At 43.4% G+C, this 16,259-nt stretch carries 9 protein-coding genes and 3 rRNA genes; all 12 read left to right on the plus strand.

The window, feature by feature from the left end; all coding sequences use genetic code 11:
* Positions 1-236: 236 nt before the first annotated feature.
* Positions 237-1,556: a TrkH family potassium uptake protein gene (locus AC0VYO_RS03905; protein WP_283152936.1), complete on the plus strand. Its 1,320-nt coding sequence runs from the start codon at positions 237-239 to the stop codon at positions 1,554-1,556.
* A gap of 318 nt (positions 1,557-1,874) precedes the next feature.
* Positions 1,875-3,426 (plus strand): 16S ribosomal RNA (locus AC0VYO_RS03910).
* A 2-nt stretch (positions 3,427-3,428) separates the two neighbouring features.
* A complete protein-coding gene (locus AC0VYO_RS03915) occupies positions 3,429-3,572 on the plus strand; it encodes a hypothetical protein (RefSeq protein ID WP_194220318.1) in 144 nt (47 codons plus the stop codon).
* Between the two features lie 91 nt (positions 3,573-3,663).
* Positions 3,664-6,593 (plus strand): 23S ribosomal RNA (locus AC0VYO_RS03920).
* 115 nt (positions 6,594-6,708) lie between these two features.
* A 5S ribosomal RNA gene (rrf, locus tag AC0VYO_RS03925) occupies positions 6,709-6,825 on the plus strand.
* The 16S, 23S and 5S rRNA genes sit together here, the layout of an rRNA operon.
* An 818-nt stretch (positions 6,826-7,643) precedes the next feature.
* Positions 7,644-9,062 (plus strand): cryptochrome/photolyase family protein, encoded by a 1,419-nt coding sequence (locus tag AC0VYO_RS03930; protein ID WP_475368432.1) that lies wholly within the window; start codon positions 7,644-7,646, stop codon positions 9,060-9,062.
* A 41-nt stretch (positions 9,063-9,103) separates the two neighbouring features.
* Positions 9,104-10,660 carry a spore germination protein gene (locus tag AC0VYO_RS03935; RefSeq protein ID WP_475368433.1) on the plus strand — a complete coding sequence of 519 codons (1,557 nt, stop codon included), beginning with the start codon at positions 9,104-9,106 and terminating at the stop codon, positions 10,658-10,660.
* 12 nt (positions 10,661-10,672) lie between these two features.
* Positions 10,673-11,764 (plus strand): GerAB/ArcD/ProY family transporter, encoded by a 1,092-nt coding sequence (locus tag AC0VYO_RS03940; protein WP_430243882.1) that lies wholly within the window; start codon positions 10,673-10,675, stop codon positions 11,762-11,764.
* Positions 11,761-12,822: a Ger(x)C family spore germination protein gene (locus AC0VYO_RS03945; protein ID WP_475368434.1), complete on the plus strand. Its 1,062-nt coding sequence runs from the start codon at positions 11,761-11,763 to the stop codon at positions 12,820-12,822. The genes AC0VYO_RS03940 and AC0VYO_RS03945 overlap by 4 nt, the downstream gene beginning before the upstream one ends.
* Positions 12,823-12,958: 136 nt before the next feature.
* Complete coding sequence (gene hutH, locus AC0VYO_RS03950; protein WP_475368435.1) at positions 12,959-14,467, plus strand: histidine ammonia-lyase; 1,509 nt, start codon at positions 12,959-12,961, stop codon at positions 14,465-14,467.
* Positions 14,468-14,555: 88 nt separating this feature from the next.
* Entirely contained in the window at positions 14,556-15,050 is a 495-nt protein-coding gene (locus tag AC0VYO_RS03955; RefSeq protein ID WP_430243877.1) for an Lrp/AsnC family transcriptional regulator, read from the plus strand.
* The gene (locus tag AC0VYO_RS03960; RefSeq protein ID WP_475368436.1) at positions 15,047-16,228 is read left to right on the plus strand and encodes an aminotransferase; all 1,182 of its coding nucleotides are present in this window, start codon (positions 15,047-15,049) and stop codon (positions 16,226-16,228) included. The genes AC0VYO_RS03955 and AC0VYO_RS03960 overlap by 4 nt, the downstream gene beginning before the upstream one ends.
* The last annotated feature ends 31 nt before the right edge of the window (positions 16,229-16,259 follow it).

The raw sequence follows: 16,259 nt of genomic DNA on the forward strand, positions 1-16,259 counted from the left end.
TTTCAATCATATTGAGAAATCCTTTATTGTGTCGATAGCATAGGGATTAAGAATAACATCAGGCTGTGGTAAAAAAAGAATTTTAATGAGCTATATCTTCGTGTCAAACACAGTTGTCCTGTGTTTTTTCTTTTTGTTTACTTCTATATAAATGAATCGTTTTAACGCTTTTGATGTGGAAAGTATATTTCGAGGGGTTTGCGAGGCTGTTCTTAAAGAAGAAAGAGGGGTATGTCTTGAAATACAAAAAGGTTTTACTGCATCCGCCTAGAGCTTTGTTGCTTCTATTTCTATTTGTTAGTACGATCGGAACGTTTCTTCTAAAGCTACCACAGGCAACCACTACTTCAGTTAGCTGGCTTGATGCCTGGTTTACGGCTATATCTGCTATCACTGTTACTGGTCTAGTAGTAGTGGATACGGGCAGTGTGTATACTATTTTTGGTCAGCTTGTTATCATGTTACTCATTCAAATTGGCGGGCTTGGCATTATGTCATTTGCAGTTGTGATCTTTCTATTAATAGGGAAAAAAATAGGGGTTTCTCAAAGGCTCTTAATTACTCAGGCATTAAATCAAAAAGGAATGGGAGGCATTGTTAAGCTCGTTCGAAGTCTACTTTTATTTTCGATCATAATAGAAATGATTGGAGCCATTATTCTTTCGGCGAGGTGGATACCTGAATACGGAGTAGGAAGCGGAATTTACGCAGCAATTTTCCATTCTATTTCAGCTTATAATAATGCTGGCTTCTCGATTTGGTCAGACAGTCTTTCTTCATATGTTGGAGATCCGGTTATCAATATTGTTATTACTCTCTTGTTTATCTTAGGTGGAATTGGCTTCACGGTTTTAATCGATCTTAAGAATAAGAAGCATTTTCGTGAATGGGCCCTTCATACGAAATTGATGGTAATAGGGAGTATCATCATAAATGCACTTGCTTTTATCGTGATTATCACGCTCGAGTGGAATAACACTTCTACAATTGGGCAACTAAATGGTCCAGGAAAAGGATGGGCTGCATTATTTCAGGCTGTAACTCCTCGAACAGCAGGTTTTAATACGGTAGATATCGGTAGTATGGAAGAAGCTTCTCTCTTTTTTATTATATGTCTTATGTTCATAGGGGCTGGAAGTGCTTCTACTGGAGGTGGAATTAAGCTTACTACCTTCATCGCTATGCTCCTTTCAGTTAATACCTTTTTAAAAGGTAAAAACGAAGTAACCATTTTTCATAAAACGCTCGCTTTCTCTATCATTATTAAAGCTCTTGCAATAACTGTGATTTCAACAGGGGTTGTTATACTCGGAGTTTTTATTCTTGAACTAACGCAGGAATCTCCTTTTTTAGTTAATTTATTTGAAGTTGTATCCGCATTTGGAACAGTAGGACTTTCAATGGGATTAACAGGCAGCCTAGATGGAATAGGAAAAGTAACAATTATTGTCATCATGATGGTTGGTAAACTTGGTCCCCTGACGCTTGCCTTCATCTTTGCTTCTAAGAAGACTTCTAAAATAAGATACCCTGAAGAAGAAGTACTTACAGGATAAAACTGCCCCCTTCCATTGATGAGGAAGGGGGGATGAAAATTAATTCCCATAAATGGTTGACGCCATTGTTATCACATGGTAAGATGTTTCTTGTCACTTCGAAAAACAAACAACATCTTACATACAAATTACATACAAAAATGTTTTAAAAAAAGACATTGACTTATATGAATGTTGCTGGTAAGATAGAAGTTGTCACTCGGGAGAATAACACCGAGATTAATAGAATTAAATCGATCTTTGAAAACTGAACGAAACGCCATGTAAGTAGTTGTTTCTACGGAAACAAAACATTGTTTTAAAGCTAGATTAAGCTTTCTATCGGAGAGTTTGATCCTGGCTCAGGACGAACGCTGGCGGCGTGCCTAATACATGCAAGTCGAGCGAAGAGATGGGAGCTTGCTCCCTGATCTTAGCGGCGGACGGGTGAGTAACACGTGGGCAACCTGCCCTGCAGACTGGGATAACTCCGGGAAACCGGAGCTAATACCGGGTAATACATCGCACCGCATGATGCAATGTTGAAAGTTGGCTTTCGAGCTAACACTGTAGGATGGGCCCGCGGCGCATTAGCTAGTTGGTAAGGTAATGGCTTACCAAGGCGACGATGCGTAGCCGACCTGAGAGGGTGATCGGCCACACTGGGACTGAGACACGGCCCAGACTCCTACGGGAGGCAGCAGTAGGGAATCTTCCGCAATGGACGAAAGTCTGACGGAGCAACGCCGCGTGAGTGACGAAGGCCTTCGGGTCGTAAAGCTCTGTTGTTAGGGAAGAACAAGTACCGTTCGAATAGGGCGGTACCTTGACGGTACCTAACCAGAAAGCCACGGCTAACTACGTGCCAGCAGCCGCGGTAATACGTAGGTGGCAAGCGTTGTCCGGAATTATTGGGCGTAAAGCGCGCGCAGGCGGTCTTTTAAGTCTGATGTGAAAGCCCACGGCTCAACCGTGGAGGGTCATTGGAAACTGGAGGACTTGAGTGCAGAAGAGGAGAGTGGAATTCCACGTGTAGCGGTGAAATGCGTAGATATGTGGAGGAACACCAGTGGCGAAGGCGGCTCTCTGGTCTGTAACTGACGCTGAGGCGCGAAAGCGTGGGGAGCAAACAGGATTAGATACCCTGGTAGTCCACGCCGTAAACGATGAGTGCTAGGTGTTGGGGGGTTCCACCCTCAGTGCTGAAGTTAACACATTAAGCACTCCGCCTGGGGAGTACGACCGCAAGGTTGAAACTCAAAGGAATTGACGGGGGCCCGCACAAGCAGTGGAGCATGTGGTTTAATTCGAAGCAACGCGAAGAACCTTACCAGGTCTTGACATCCTCTGACAATCCTGGAGACAGGATGTTCCCCTTCGGGGGACAGAGTGACAGGTGGTGCATGGTTGTCGTCAGCTCGTGTCGTGAGATGTTGGGTTAAGTCCCGCAACGAGCGCAACCCTTGATCTTAGTTGCCAGCATTCAGTTGGGCACTCTAAGGTGACTGCCGGTGACAAACCGGAGGAAGGTGGGGATGACGTCAAATCATCATGCCCCTTATGACCTGGGCTACACACGTGCTACAATGGACGGTACAAAGGGCAGCAACACCGCGAGGTGAAGCGAATCCCATAAAGCCGTTCTCAGTTCGGATTGCAGGCTGCAACTCGCCTGCATGAAGCCGGAATTGCTAGTAATCGCGGATCAGCATGCCGCGGTGAATACGTTCCCGGGCCTTGTACACACCGCCCGTCACACCACGAGAGTTTGTAACACCCGAAGTCGGTGGGGTAACCTTTATGGAGCCAGCCGCCGAAGGTGGGACAAATGATTGGGGTGAAGTCGTAACAAGGTAGCCGTATCGGAAGGTGCGGCTGGATCACCTCCTTTCTATGGAGAATTACGAAGGTAACTTACGTTACCAACCTTACATGAGCGTTTCGTTTAGTTTTGAAAGAATGATTTATTCTTTCAAAACAGGTGAAGTGATGAAGCTTAGGCGGATTCAAGTAGTAGCCTTGTTCCTTGAAAACTAGATAGCACAAACAACGACATCCAATAATTATTTTTTATGCAATAACTTAGTAATAACTGATGCGTTATGGCAGTAATGCCTAACAAATCGAAGGTTAAGCTACTAAGGGCGCACGGTGGATGCCTTGGCACTAGAAGCCTAAGAAGGACGGGACGAACACCGATATGCTTCGGGGAGCTGTAAGTACGCTTTGATCCGGAGATTTCCGAATGGGGGAACCCACCATCTTTAATAGGATGGTATCCATTTCTGAATACATAGGGAATGGAAGGCAGACCCGGGGAACTGAAACATCTCATTACCCGGAGGAAGAGAAAGCAAACGCGATTTCCTGAGTAGCGGCGAGCGAAACGGAATCAGCCCAAACCTGAGGGCTTGCCCTCTGGGGTTGTAGGACGTCTCTTTGGAGTTACAAAGGCACGGATAGACGAAGCGACCTGGAAAGGTCCATCAGAGAAGGTAACAATCCTGTAGTCAAAATCCGATGCCCTCCGAGACGGATCCTGAGTACGGCGGGACACGTGAAACCCCGTCGGAATCCGGGAGGACCATCTCCCAAGGCTAAATACTCTCTAGTGACCGATAGTGAACCAGTACCGTGAGGGAAAGGTGAAAAGCACCCCGGAAGGGGAGTGAAAAAGAACCTGAAACCGTGTGCCTACAACTAGTTGGAGCCCGTTAATGGGTGACAGCGTGCCTTTTGTAGAATGAACCGGCGAGTTACGATCCCGTGCAAGGTTAAGCTGAGAAGGCGGAGCCGCAGCGAAAGCGAGTCTGAATAGGGCGAAATAGTACGTGGTCGTAGACCCGAAACCAGGTGATCTACCCATGTCCAGGGTGAAGTTCAGGTAACACTGAATGGAGGCCCGAACCCACGCATGTTGAAAAATGCGGGGATGAGGTGTGGGTAGCGGTGAAATGCCAATCGAACCTGGAGATAGCTGGTTCTCTCCGAAATAGCTTTAGGGCTAGCCTCGCGGCAAGAATCTTGGAGGTAGAGCACTGATTGGACTAGGGGTCCTTACCGGATTACCGAATCCAGTCAAACTCCGAATGCCAACGATTTATCCGCGGGAGTCAGACTGCGAGTGATAAGATCCGTAGTCGAGAGGGAAACAGCCCAGACCACCAGCTAAGGTCCCAAAGTATACGTTAAGTGGAAAAGGATGTGGCGTTGCTTAGACAACCAGGATGTTGGCTTAGAAGCAGCCATCATTTAAAGAGTGCGTAATAGCTCACTGGTCGAGTGACGCTGCGCCGAAAATGTACCGGGGCTAAACGTATCACCGAAGCTGTGGATTGTCTTACGACAATGGTAGGAGAGCGTTCTAAGGGCTGTGAAGTCAGACCGAAAGGACTGGTGGAGCGCTTAGAAGTGAGAATGCCGGTATGAGTAGCGAAAGACAAGTGAGAATCTTGTCCGTCGAAAGCCCAAGGTTTCCTGAGGAAGGCTCGTCCGCTCAGGGTTAGTCGGGACCTAAGCCGAGGCCGAAAGGCGTAGGCGATGGATAACAGGTTGATATTCCTGTACCACCTCCTTTCCGTTTGAACGACGGGGGGACGCAGAAAGATAGGGAGAGCGCGCTGCTGGAAATGCGCGTCCAAGCGATTAGGCTGGTGAATAGGCAAATCCGTTCACCATGAAGGCTGAGTCGTGATGGCGAGGGAAATTTAGTACCGAAGTCCTTGATTCTACGCTGCCAAGAAAAGCCTCTAGTGAGGAAAAAGGTGCCCGTACCGCAAACCGACACAGGTAGGCGAGGAGAGAATCCTAAGACGATCGGGAGAACTCTCGTTAAGGAACTCGGCAAAATGACCCCGTAACTTCGGGAGAAGGGGTGCTTCCTCGGGTTTATAGCCCAGGGGAGCCGCAGTGAAAAGATCCAAGCGACTGTTTAGCAAAAACACAGGTCTCTGCAAAGCCGTAAGGCGAAGTATAGGGGCTGACACCTGCCCGGTGCTGGAAGGTTAAGAGGAGGGGTTATCCCTTACGGGAGAAGCTCTGAATCGAAGCCCCAGTAAACGGCGGCCGTAACTATAACGGTCCTAAGGTAGCGAAATTCCTTGTCGGGTAAGTTCCGACCCGCACGAAAGGTGCAACGACTTGGATACTGTCTCAACGAGAGACCCGGTGAAATTATAGTACCTGTGAAGATGCAGGTTACCCGCGACAGGACGGAAAGACCCCATGGAGCTTTACTGTAGCCTGATATTGGATTTTGGTACAGCTTGTACAGGATAGGTAGGAGCCATAGAAGTCGGACCGCCAGGTTCGATGGAGGCGTCGGTGGGATACTACCCTGGCTGTACTGACATTCTAACCCAGCACCGTGATCCGGTGCGGAGACAGTGTCAGGTGGGCAGTTTGACTGGGGCGGTCGCCTCCTAAAGTGTAACGGAGGCGCCCAAAGGTTCCCTCAGAATGGTTGGAAATCATTCGCAGAGTGTAAAGGCACAAGGGAGCTTGACTGCGAGACCTACAAGTCGAGCAGGGACGAAAGTCGGGCTTAGTGATCCGGTGGTTCCGCATGGAAGGGCCATCGCTCAACGGATAAAAGCTACCCTGGGGATAACAGGCTTATCTCCCCCAAGAGTCCACATCGACGGGGAGGTTTGGCACCTCGATGTCGGCTCATCGCATCCTGGGGCTGAAGTAGGTCCCAAGGGTTGGGCTGTTCGCCCATTAAAGCGGTACGCGAGCTGGGTTCAGAACGTCGTGAGACAGTTCGGTCCCTATCCGTCGCGGGCGCAGGAAATTTGAGAGGAGCTGTCCTTAGTACGAGAGGACCGGGATGGACACACCGCTGGTGTACCAGTTGTTCCGCCAGGAGCATAGCTGGGTAGCTACGTGTGGAAGGGATAAGTGCTGAAAGCATCTAAGCATGAAGCCCCCCTCGAGATGAGATTTCCCACAGCATGAAGCTGGTAAGATCCCTTAGAGATGATGAGGTAGATAGGTTCGGGGTGGAAGCGTGGCAACACGTGGAGCTGACGAATACTAATCGATCGAGGGCTTAACCTAAAATATTGGAAAGTTGTGCGTGCTATCTAGTTTTCAGGGAACACCTGAAATAAGGAAGTTCGATTAAGTGCCACCACGTCCTGTGGTGAACACCGAACGGCTAACATCCTGTTAGTCTAGTGATGATGGCGAAGAGGTCACACCCGTTCCCATGCCGAACACGGAAGTTAAGCTCTTCAGCGCCGATGGTAGTTGGGGGATCTCCCCCTGCAAGAGTAGGACGTCGCTGGGCAACATAAGAGAAGCGAGAGACCTGAGGGTCTCTCGCTTTTTTGTATTCAAAAAGTGTAGTAAGCTCGTAAGAGAAAAAAGCTGCAGGAAAGACAATCAAAGACTTCTTCGAAAGCTTCGTAGGGGTGGGAGAAGCAAGAAATTCGAGGAAGCAAGTGATGTCAGACCGGAGTGGATATTCGAGAGATCCATGAGGATCTGGCATCGCGCAGCTGACGAAGAAGTTCGCCGCTTATCGCGCCCCGTATGAGAACACGGAAGTTAAGCTCGAGCGCCGATGGTAGTTGGGGGATCTCCCCCTGCAAGAGTAGGACGTCGCTGGGCAATGAAGAGAAGCGAGAGACCTGAGGGTTTCTCGCTTTTTTATATGTTTTTTTACGTTCGAGGAATTAATCTCAAATGCGCGGAATTATTACGGAAAAGCGCGGGAAAAATCCGGATTTCGCGGAATTATATAAAATATCGCGGAATTAATGGGTAATGATAAGCTTCTTGGTATTATAAAATTGATAGAGATTTCTTAAAAGATCAGGTGAATTGTATAAAATAATGCTTTAAAATCGAGGGGAAGAACTAGAATCTACTATTAATGGAGTGAACCCTTTTGGAACAGCTTCTTTTCAATCTTAATCATTGTAATAACAATTTGGTTAATGATTAAAGTGTTACATATCGCGTTTAAGAGATTCGAATAAATTATTCATTTGTCTTATAGGTAGACCACTTATTTAGCTACAATATCGTTAGTTGGCATCTATAGCACATTCAAACTGTATGCCTCCCTTTCTTCGAACTAAAATGATAGTAGAGGTGAATGTGATGAGTGAAATCGTTATCGTTTGGTTTAGACGGGATTTTCGTTTAAACGACCAAACTGCTCTTGAAAAGGCTATCGCCTATTGTGAAGAAAATGATGCTAACTGGGTAGGGATTTTCCAGCTTGATCCCCATTTTACGAATACAATCGATCTCCACCATGATTATTTCTTTCGGACGGTGGCTGAATTTCAAGAACGCTGTAAAAATGAGAAACTTCCCTTTCAAATTAGCTACGGAACTCCAAAAGACGTATTTGATAAGGTAACGGCTCGTTTAAATGTAACGGCCATTTTCTTTAATGAAGATGAAGCAGGTTACGGAGCGAGGCGCGATCATGAAGTGAGTAACTTGCTGAAAGAGAAGGGCATTAAAGTATTTTCTTATAAAGATTACTACCTTCATGGTTCTAAAGAAGTTAGGAAACATGATGATACGATGTATAAGGTATTTACGCCCTATTATAAGCAATGGCGGACGCTAAGAAAGCCACCAGTCATTCAAAATGATTTTAAGAAGGTTAAGAAGTATGCTCATTCGTTAGATCATACACTTGATCCCGAATCTGAAGCCGAATTTGAAATCATACTAAATAAGTGTGAAGCAAATTGGCAAGCGATTGGTGAAAAGAGTGCAAATCAACGGGCGAAGCGTTTTGTGAAAGAAAGAATCAAGGATTATGATAATCATCGAGATGTTCCTTCATTTGTGGGGACGAGTAAGTTATCACCGTATTTAAAGACAGGTACTCTCTCTGTCCGAACCCTTTTTCATATGGTAGCGGAATATGATCATAAAGGGGCAGAAACGTTTATTCAGGAACTTTCTTGGCGTGATTTTTATGGAATGGTTCATTCAGAGTTTCCTGAATTTCGAGATCGTGAATTTCAGTCCAAATATCGAAGCATTCCGTGGAATGACAATGAAGAAAAATTCCAGAAGTGGAAAGAGGGTAAAACAGGCTTTCCAATCGTTGATGCTGGAATGAGGCAACTAAATCAGGAAGGATGGATGCATAATCGACTTCGTATGATTACGGCTTCATTTCTTACAAAAGATTACCTTATCGATTGGAGACTTGGTGAGCGTTACTTTGAGGAAAAGCTGATTGATTATGATGAGTCTTCCAATACTGGAGGATGGCAGTGGGCTTCTTCGACTGGTACAGATGCTGTCCCTTATTTTCGCATCTTCAATCCGACGACTCAGGCAGAACGATTTGATCCGGATGGTGTTTATATTAAGAAATACGTTGAAGAGTTAAAAGGTGTGCCTAAGAAGTATATCCATCAACCATCAAAAATGACTGAAGAAGAGCAAAAGGAAAATAACTGTGTCATTGGGGAAGATTACCCACTTCCAACTGTGGATCATAAAGTACAGCGCCAAAAGGTGCTAAGTGTTTATAAAGAAAGAACGTGATAAAAAGGTCAGGTGCTATATACGCGCCTGATCTTTTTTTGATGGATAAGAGGACAAGAAATGCGCATGCTAATTGGAAGAGAATGCTAAGTGCGGAGCTGATTCATGTGAAATGGTTTAAGAAAGGCGCTTCTGAAAAGCCATCTACGTTAGAGGAAATGATAAAAGACCTTAAACAATCGATCGATTTTGTAGCATATGAAAATAAAGCGAGCGATCAGCCTTATCGGTTAATCTATTTTGCATCGCTTGTTGATTCTGAACAGCTCCACCGTGACATATTGCCAGTAATTAAAGAATGTAAGTCAAAATCACTTGAAGACTTAAAAGGTATTCTTCCAATCGAAAATATTGAGATTTCATCAGAGCTATCAGTCATCCAAGAACGGTTGTTAGAAGGTTATCTTGCCATCCAACTTTCACGAGGTCAAAAGGTTCTCCTTGTAAACATTAGTCTTCGCAAATCAAGAGATTTATCTGCTCCTGAAATTGAATTTAGTGTGATGGGACCGAAAGAAGGTCTAGTCGAAGATCTTCATACAAATATGAATTTAATTCGTAGAAGAATCCCTCATCCCAGGTTGAGAATGAAAGAGATTACCGTTGGAACGATAAGTAAAACGAAGGTTGTCGTTGCCTTTATTGAGGGTGTGGCTAGTGAACAGAATATTAATACCGTTATGCAGCGTCTCGAAGATCTCGATTTTGATATTATTTCTGACTCTTCCTTTATTGGTCAGATGTTAGAAGACAATTCTCTGTCTGTTTTTCCGCAAATGATTGATACGGAACGAACGGATCGTATTACAGGACATATGAATTTTGGTGCATTTGCGATCTTAACAGAAGGCTCTTCTAATGCTCTAATTGGTCCAATTAATTTTGGGCAATTGTTAGTTTCCTTTGAAGATTACTATCTTGGATGGAATATTGCTTCCTTTTTTCGTGTCGTCCGCATGATTGCCATTCTAGCGTCGATTATCGCTACTCCTTTGTACGTTGCAGTTTTAACGTATCATTATGAATTATTTCCTTCTAAGTTATTAGCAACGTTAATTTCATCAAGAAGTGACATCCCTTTCTCTCCTGTTATTGAAGTGTTTTTTCTTGAAGTGACAATCGATTTGTTACGAGAGGCGGGGGCAAGGATGCCGACGAAGGTTGGGCAAACACTCGGTATTGTAGGAGGTATTGTTATTGGAACGGCTGCTGTTGAGGCTTCTTTAACTAGTAATATTCTGTTGATTTTGGTTGCCTTATCAGCTCTTGCTTCTTTTACAACACCAGTTTATCGCATGACTAATACGATTCGTTTTTTACGCTATCCTTTAATTGTGTTCGCACAATTTCTTGGCTTAATCGGAGTAGCGCTGTTTGGACTATTTATTCTAACGCATATGATCAGGTTAACATCATTTGGAAACCCATATCTCGCGCCGCTTTATCCTCCGAGGGTAAAAGATTGGTACGATTCTTTCTTTCGTTTACCTTATGTCATGCAAAAAAACAGATTTCAATTTTTTCGAGGGAAACAGACGAAGCGATTTGAGGATAAGAAAAAACGCCAAAAGCATCATTTGGATTTCGATGAGCAGTAGAGGGTGAGTTGCATGGAACAGAGCAAGCGAAATGATCTTCTTATATCTCCCTTCCTGATCATGTTTATTATTCACAGTAATCAGGTGGGAGTTGGAATACTAGGCTTTCCTCGCTATATCGCGGCCTATGCAGGAAATGATGCCTGGATTGTCGTTATTATTACAGGTGTTATTTTTCACGTGTTTATATGGATGATGTATCGTGTTCTTAGTGATGGTTCTTATGACATTATTGATCTTCATCATAAGTGGTTCGGAAAGTGGATAGGAGCGTTTTTTAACATTGCACTAATGATGTATTTATTGCTAGGGACGATTGTTATTCTTCGTACGTTTATAGAAGTCATTCAGGCCTGGATGTTTCCTGAATTAGCCACTTGGATACCTGTCGGAATGTATTTGTTGTTAACGTATTATGTGCTTGCTGGAGGTTTTCGAACTGTAGCAGGCATCTGTTTCTTTGGAGTGGTTATTCCAGTGTGGCTAGTATTTACGGCAACGGCTCCATTGAAATTTTCTACATTTAGCAACATATTCCCTATCTTGGATCATTCGTTGCAGGAATTTGCTCTTGGAACAAGGCAGATGACGCTAAGCTATGTTGGCATAGACATCTTATTACTTGCTTATCCATTCTTAAAAAATCCGAAGAGCTCTCGTATATGGGCACACATGGGCGTTTTATTAACGACATTGATTTACACGATGGTTATGGTAATTTCTCTTGCATTTTATAGCGAGGGGCAACTTCAGCAGTCTATTTGGTCTACACTAATTGCATGGAAGGTTGTCGAGTTGCCATTTGTAGAGCGATTTGAGTATCTTGGGATAACATTCTGGTGCTTCGTTGTTTTTCCTAATATTTGCTTAACGATGTGGGGGGCAAGTCGAGTTGGAAAAAAGGTGTTTCATATAAAACAAAAGTACTTTGTTCTGGTTTTGATTGCATTTGTTTTTACAGCATGTGTGATGGTTACGAATCGTGATCAGGTGGACTATCTGAATACGATAACTTCTATTATAGGAACCTACGTTTATTACTTTTATATTCCATTTATTTTCTTATACAGCATGATTTGGAGGAGAGTGAAGAGGCGAACATGAAATATTTCAGCTTAATAGTTCTTTGTATGCTTCTGACAGGTTGTGTAGCAGAGGAAATAATTGATGAAGTTCCCATTCTATTTATCGTTGGCTATGACAACGGCGAAAAAGGGAAAATCAAAGGAACGATTTCTCTCCAAACATTTGATCCAAATCAAGAAGTTGAGACAAGGTCATTTGAAGCGGAGGCATATACAAGTAAAGGACTTCGCAATCAATTAAGTGGTTTACCTAAGCCAATTTCGATAGGGAAGATGGCGGTATTGTTATTTAGTGAAGATATGGCTGAAGAGGGAATCATAGATGTGTTAGATAGTTTTCTAAGAGACCCAGCAGCTGGTCGTCTCATTTACGTTGGTGTAGTAGAAGGAAGTGCAGGCGAACTCATAAAAAATGAATTTCAATATTTACAGGGAATCGGCCCATTTCTACAGAATCTAATTAAACAATCGATTGAGTATGGAAATATGCCCCAAAATAATATTCACTTGTTTGATTACAAATATTATGGCGATGGGATGGATCCAGTTGTTCCTATACTTAAGAAAGAAAAGACTGAAGTGAAAATAACTGGTCTCGCTTTGTTTGAAGATGAAAAGATGGTTGGGAAACTGAACTTGGATGAAATGTTTATGTTCGCATTAATTAATAAAAGTTACAGCGCTGGTTTATATGAGTTGGAGCTTCCAGATGGAGAATATGCAAACCTACAAAAGATCAAATCAAAAGTGAAGTATAAGGTGAAAAATGGGAATACCAATCCTTCAGTAAACATAACAATTAAGTTAAATGGAAATGTTGTAGAGTACACAGGGGATAAGTTGAGTAAAGAGACAAAAGAAGAAATTGCAGAGACGCTTGAACGTAACGTGCAAGCTCAAGGTAATGAGATGGTTAAGAAATTTCAAGAATTAGGAATAGATCCTTTCTCAATCGGTGATCATGCTCGTAGTCAGACTAGAGATTTTGATTTTAAAAAATGGTATGACCGTTATCCTCATGTTCCTGTAACGATTGATGTTAAAGTGAATATTGGAGAATCAGGAATCATTGATTGAGGAAAGGTGTGAAGGGCTCATGAGCAATTACACACAATATAGGAATAAAAAAACTCGTTTTAAAAATCGATTCGATTTTTAAAACGAGTTTTTTATGTACCTTTACTTAGATAATATGGTAGAGGAGTGGTAGTAAATGATTTTACTCGATGGTTATCAGTTATCATTAAATGATCTTAGAAAACTTTTATATAACGGTGCGCGTGCTAGTTGTTCGAAAGAGAGTCTAAAGCGTGTTGATCAAAACAGAAAAGCAGTGGAAACGATTGTTGCAAACGGGGAGACAGTGTACGGTATTACAACAGGATTTGGCAAGTTAAGTGATGTTCATATTCAAATTTCAGATGTTGATCAGCTTCAGTTGAACCTTATTTATTCCCATGCATGTGGTATCGGTGAACCCTTTCCACCCCTTGTATCAAAAGCTATGCTTTTGCTGCGAGCGAATGCTTTACTGAAAGGATTTTCAGGGATTAGGCGTGAAGTGATTGAACGATTATTGCTATATGCCAACGAAGAAATTCTACCCGTTGTACCGCAGCAAGGATCACTTGGAGCAAGCGGTGACCTGGCCCCTTTAGCTCATCTTGTTCTTCCGTTATTAGGTGAAGGAGAGGTATTCTACCGGGGAAAGCGAGAGAACGCGACTGTTCCAATGAAAGAGAAAGGAATCGAACCGATTAAATTAACCGCTAAGGAAGGTCTTGCGCTTATTAATGGAACACAGGCGATGACGGCGATGGGCGCTGTCACTTATCTTGAAGCAGAAAAACTCGCCTACGAAGCGGATGGGATCTCATCTCTTACATTAGAAGCCTTGAGAGCTATTACAGACGCCTTCGATGAGGACATTCATTTGGTCAGAGGTTACCCTGAACAAGTGGATGTGGCTAGAAGGTTAAGAAAGCTATTAAAAGGGAGTCAGTTAACAACGAGGCAAGGAGAGATAAGGGTTCAGGATGCTTATTCCCTCAGATGTATTCCTCAAGTACATGGTGCCTCCTGGCAAGCCCTTGCTTATGTAAAAGAAAAACTTGAAATTGAAATGAACGCCGCCACGGACAACCCACTTATTTTTGATGGGGGAGCGAAAGTACTATCTGGAGGAAATTTTCATGGACAGCCCGTTGCCCTTGCAATGGATTTTCTTTCGATTGCGATGGCTGAATTTGGGAGTATTGCAGAACGTCGTATTGAACGTCTCGTGAACCCGCAATTGAATGATCTTCCTGCATTCTTAAGTCCCAAACCAGGGTTACAATCAGGGGCAATGATTATGCAATACGCAGCAGCATCTCTTGTCTCAGAAAACAAAACCCTTGCCCATCCGGCTTCAGTTGATTCCATTCCATCCTCAGCCAATCAGGAGGATCATGTTAGTATGGGAACGATTGGTTCTCGTCACGCTGCCCAAATTACAACAAATGTGAGAAGAATTCTAGCGATTGAAGCGATTTGTGCAATGCAAGGAATTACCTATCGAGATTCCACGAAGCTTGCACCAGAAACGAAAAAAATATATGAGGCAGGAAGAGGCATTGTTCGAGAAATAGACTGCGATCGCATTTTTTCATATGATATCGAACGATTGACCGATTGGTTAAAGGAAAATGGGGATATCGAGAAAATTGTGGTAGGTGTGTAGGAACATCCTTCCGTGCAAATAACAAAATGAAATAAAAGTAGAAGAATGATATAGTAGATGAAATAGATGGAAAGCAGGGGGCAATACAGTGAATGAAAAAGAAATCGAAATCCTAGAAATTTTAGAGGATAATGCACGCGTACCAATGGATGTTTTAGCTGATATGGTTGAATTATCAGTTGAAGAAGTAGAGAAAATCATTAAGAAACTTGAAGAACAGGATATTATTTTAAGCTATTCATCCGTCATTAATTGGGATAAAACTTCTGGCAAAGACGGTGTTGCAGCCATGATTGATGTGAAGGTAACCCCAAAAAGAGATGTTGGCTTTGATGAGATTGCTGAGCGTATTTATCGTTTTCCGGAAGTGAAAGCGGTGTACTTAATGTCAGGAGCGTTTGATTTGTCTGTTCAGATCGAAGGGAAAACGATGAAGGAAGTTGCTTTCTTTGTTTCTAACAAGCTTTCAACACTTGATTCAGTTTTGTCGACAACAACGCATTTCTTACTTAAAAAATATAAACACGACGGTGTAATTTTTGAACCGGAACAGAAGGATAAGCGGATTGTGGTGTCACCATGAAGGAAGTTCAACAGCAGTATATTTCTAAAACAGCTTCTCAATTAAAACCTTCAGGTATCCGAAAATTCTTTGATCTTGCTTCCCAAATGGATAATGTTATTTCACTTGGTGTTGGTGAGCCAGATTTTGTTACACCGTGGAATGTATGTGAAGCGGGCTACGCTTCACTTGAAAGCGGCTATACAGCTTATACGGCAAATGCAGGTCTGCTAGAGCTAAGGGAAGAAATTTCGTCTTACTTAGATGAACAATTTTCACTGAGCTATTCAGCTGAATCACAAATCATATTAACTGTTGGAGCAAGTCAGGCGATTGATCTGGCTTTTCGAGCAGTGATTGATCCGGGTGATGAGGTTATTATTGTCGAGCCAGGTTTTGTTGCATATTCACCAGCTGTAACGCTCGCAGGTGGGACACCTGTCTCTTTGGAAACAAAGGCAGAGGACGAGTTTAAAATAACGCGTGAGTCGCTTGAAAAAGTGATTACGAAGCGAACAAAAGCGATCCTTCTGTGTTTCCCGAGTAATCCTACTGGTGCCACAATGTCTGAAGCAGAATTGAAGAACGTAACGGACATCATTGAAGAACATGACCTACTCGTACTTTCGGATGAGATCTATGCGGAATTAACGTATGATGAAACGCATTATAGCATTGCCCGAGCTGATGGCATGAAAGAGCGTACAATTCTTATTTCAGGTTTCTCGAAGGCATTTGCTATGACAGGCTGGAGACTTGGTTACGTGGCTGGTCCTGAAGAAATCATTGCGGCGATGTTGAAAATTCATCAGTATACAATGATGTGTGCGCCGACAATCGCTCAGCACGGGGCACTCGAAGCTTTGAAAAGTGGAAGAGACGATCTTGAGAGAATGAAGAAAAGCTATCGTCAGCGAAGAAACTTTCTTGTTAAAGCATTTAACAACATCGGACTTTCCTGTCATATGCCAGGTGGTGCATTCTACGCATTTCCATCCGTACAGGCAACTGGGATGACATCAGATGAATTTGCTGAAAAGTTATTAGAAGAAGAGCAAGTCGCTGTTGTGCCAGGGCATGTTTTTGGTGCTGGTGGAGAAGGCTATGTGCGCTGTTCTTACGCAACGTCAATCGATTCTTTGCAGGAAGCTGTAAAGCGAATCGAACGGTTTGTTAACCGTCACAATTCAAAGGGATAATTAGGAACGCCGTCCTCAGTGAGGACGGCGT

Source organism: Anaerobacillus sp. 63XJN7_4_ISO-PGPR-S23-413 (genome assembly GCF_056173725.1).

Excerpts from the sequence above, each read along its gene's own strand:
- AC0VYO_RS03915 (WP_194220318.1), top strand. The coding sequence starts at position 3,429 with ATGGAGAATTACGAAGGTAACTTACGTTACCAACCTTACATGAGCGTT.
- AC0VYO_RS03930 (WP_475368432.1), top strand. The coding sequence starts at position 7,644 with ATGAGTGAAATCGTTATCGTTTGGTTTAGACGGGATTTTCGTTTAAAC.
- AC0VYO_RS03935 (WP_475368433.1), top strand. The coding sequence starts at position 9,104 with ATGGATAAGAGGACAAGAAATGCGCATGCTAATTGGAAGAGAATGCTA.
- AC0VYO_RS03940 (WP_430243882.1), top strand. The coding sequence starts at position 10,673 with ATGGAACAGAGCAAGCGAAATGATCTTCTTATATCTCCCTTCCTGATC.
- AC0VYO_RS03945 (WP_475368434.1), top strand. The coding sequence starts at position 11,761 with ATGAAATATTTCAGCTTAATAGTTCTTTGTATGCTTCTGACAGGTTGT.
- hutH (WP_475368435.1), top strand. The coding sequence starts at position 12,959 with ATGATTTTACTCGATGGTTATCAGTTATCATTAAATGATCTTAGAAAA.
- AC0VYO_RS03960 (WP_475368436.1), top strand. The coding sequence starts at position 15,047 with ATGAAGGAAGTTCAACAGCAGTATATTTCTAAAACAGCTTCTCAATTA.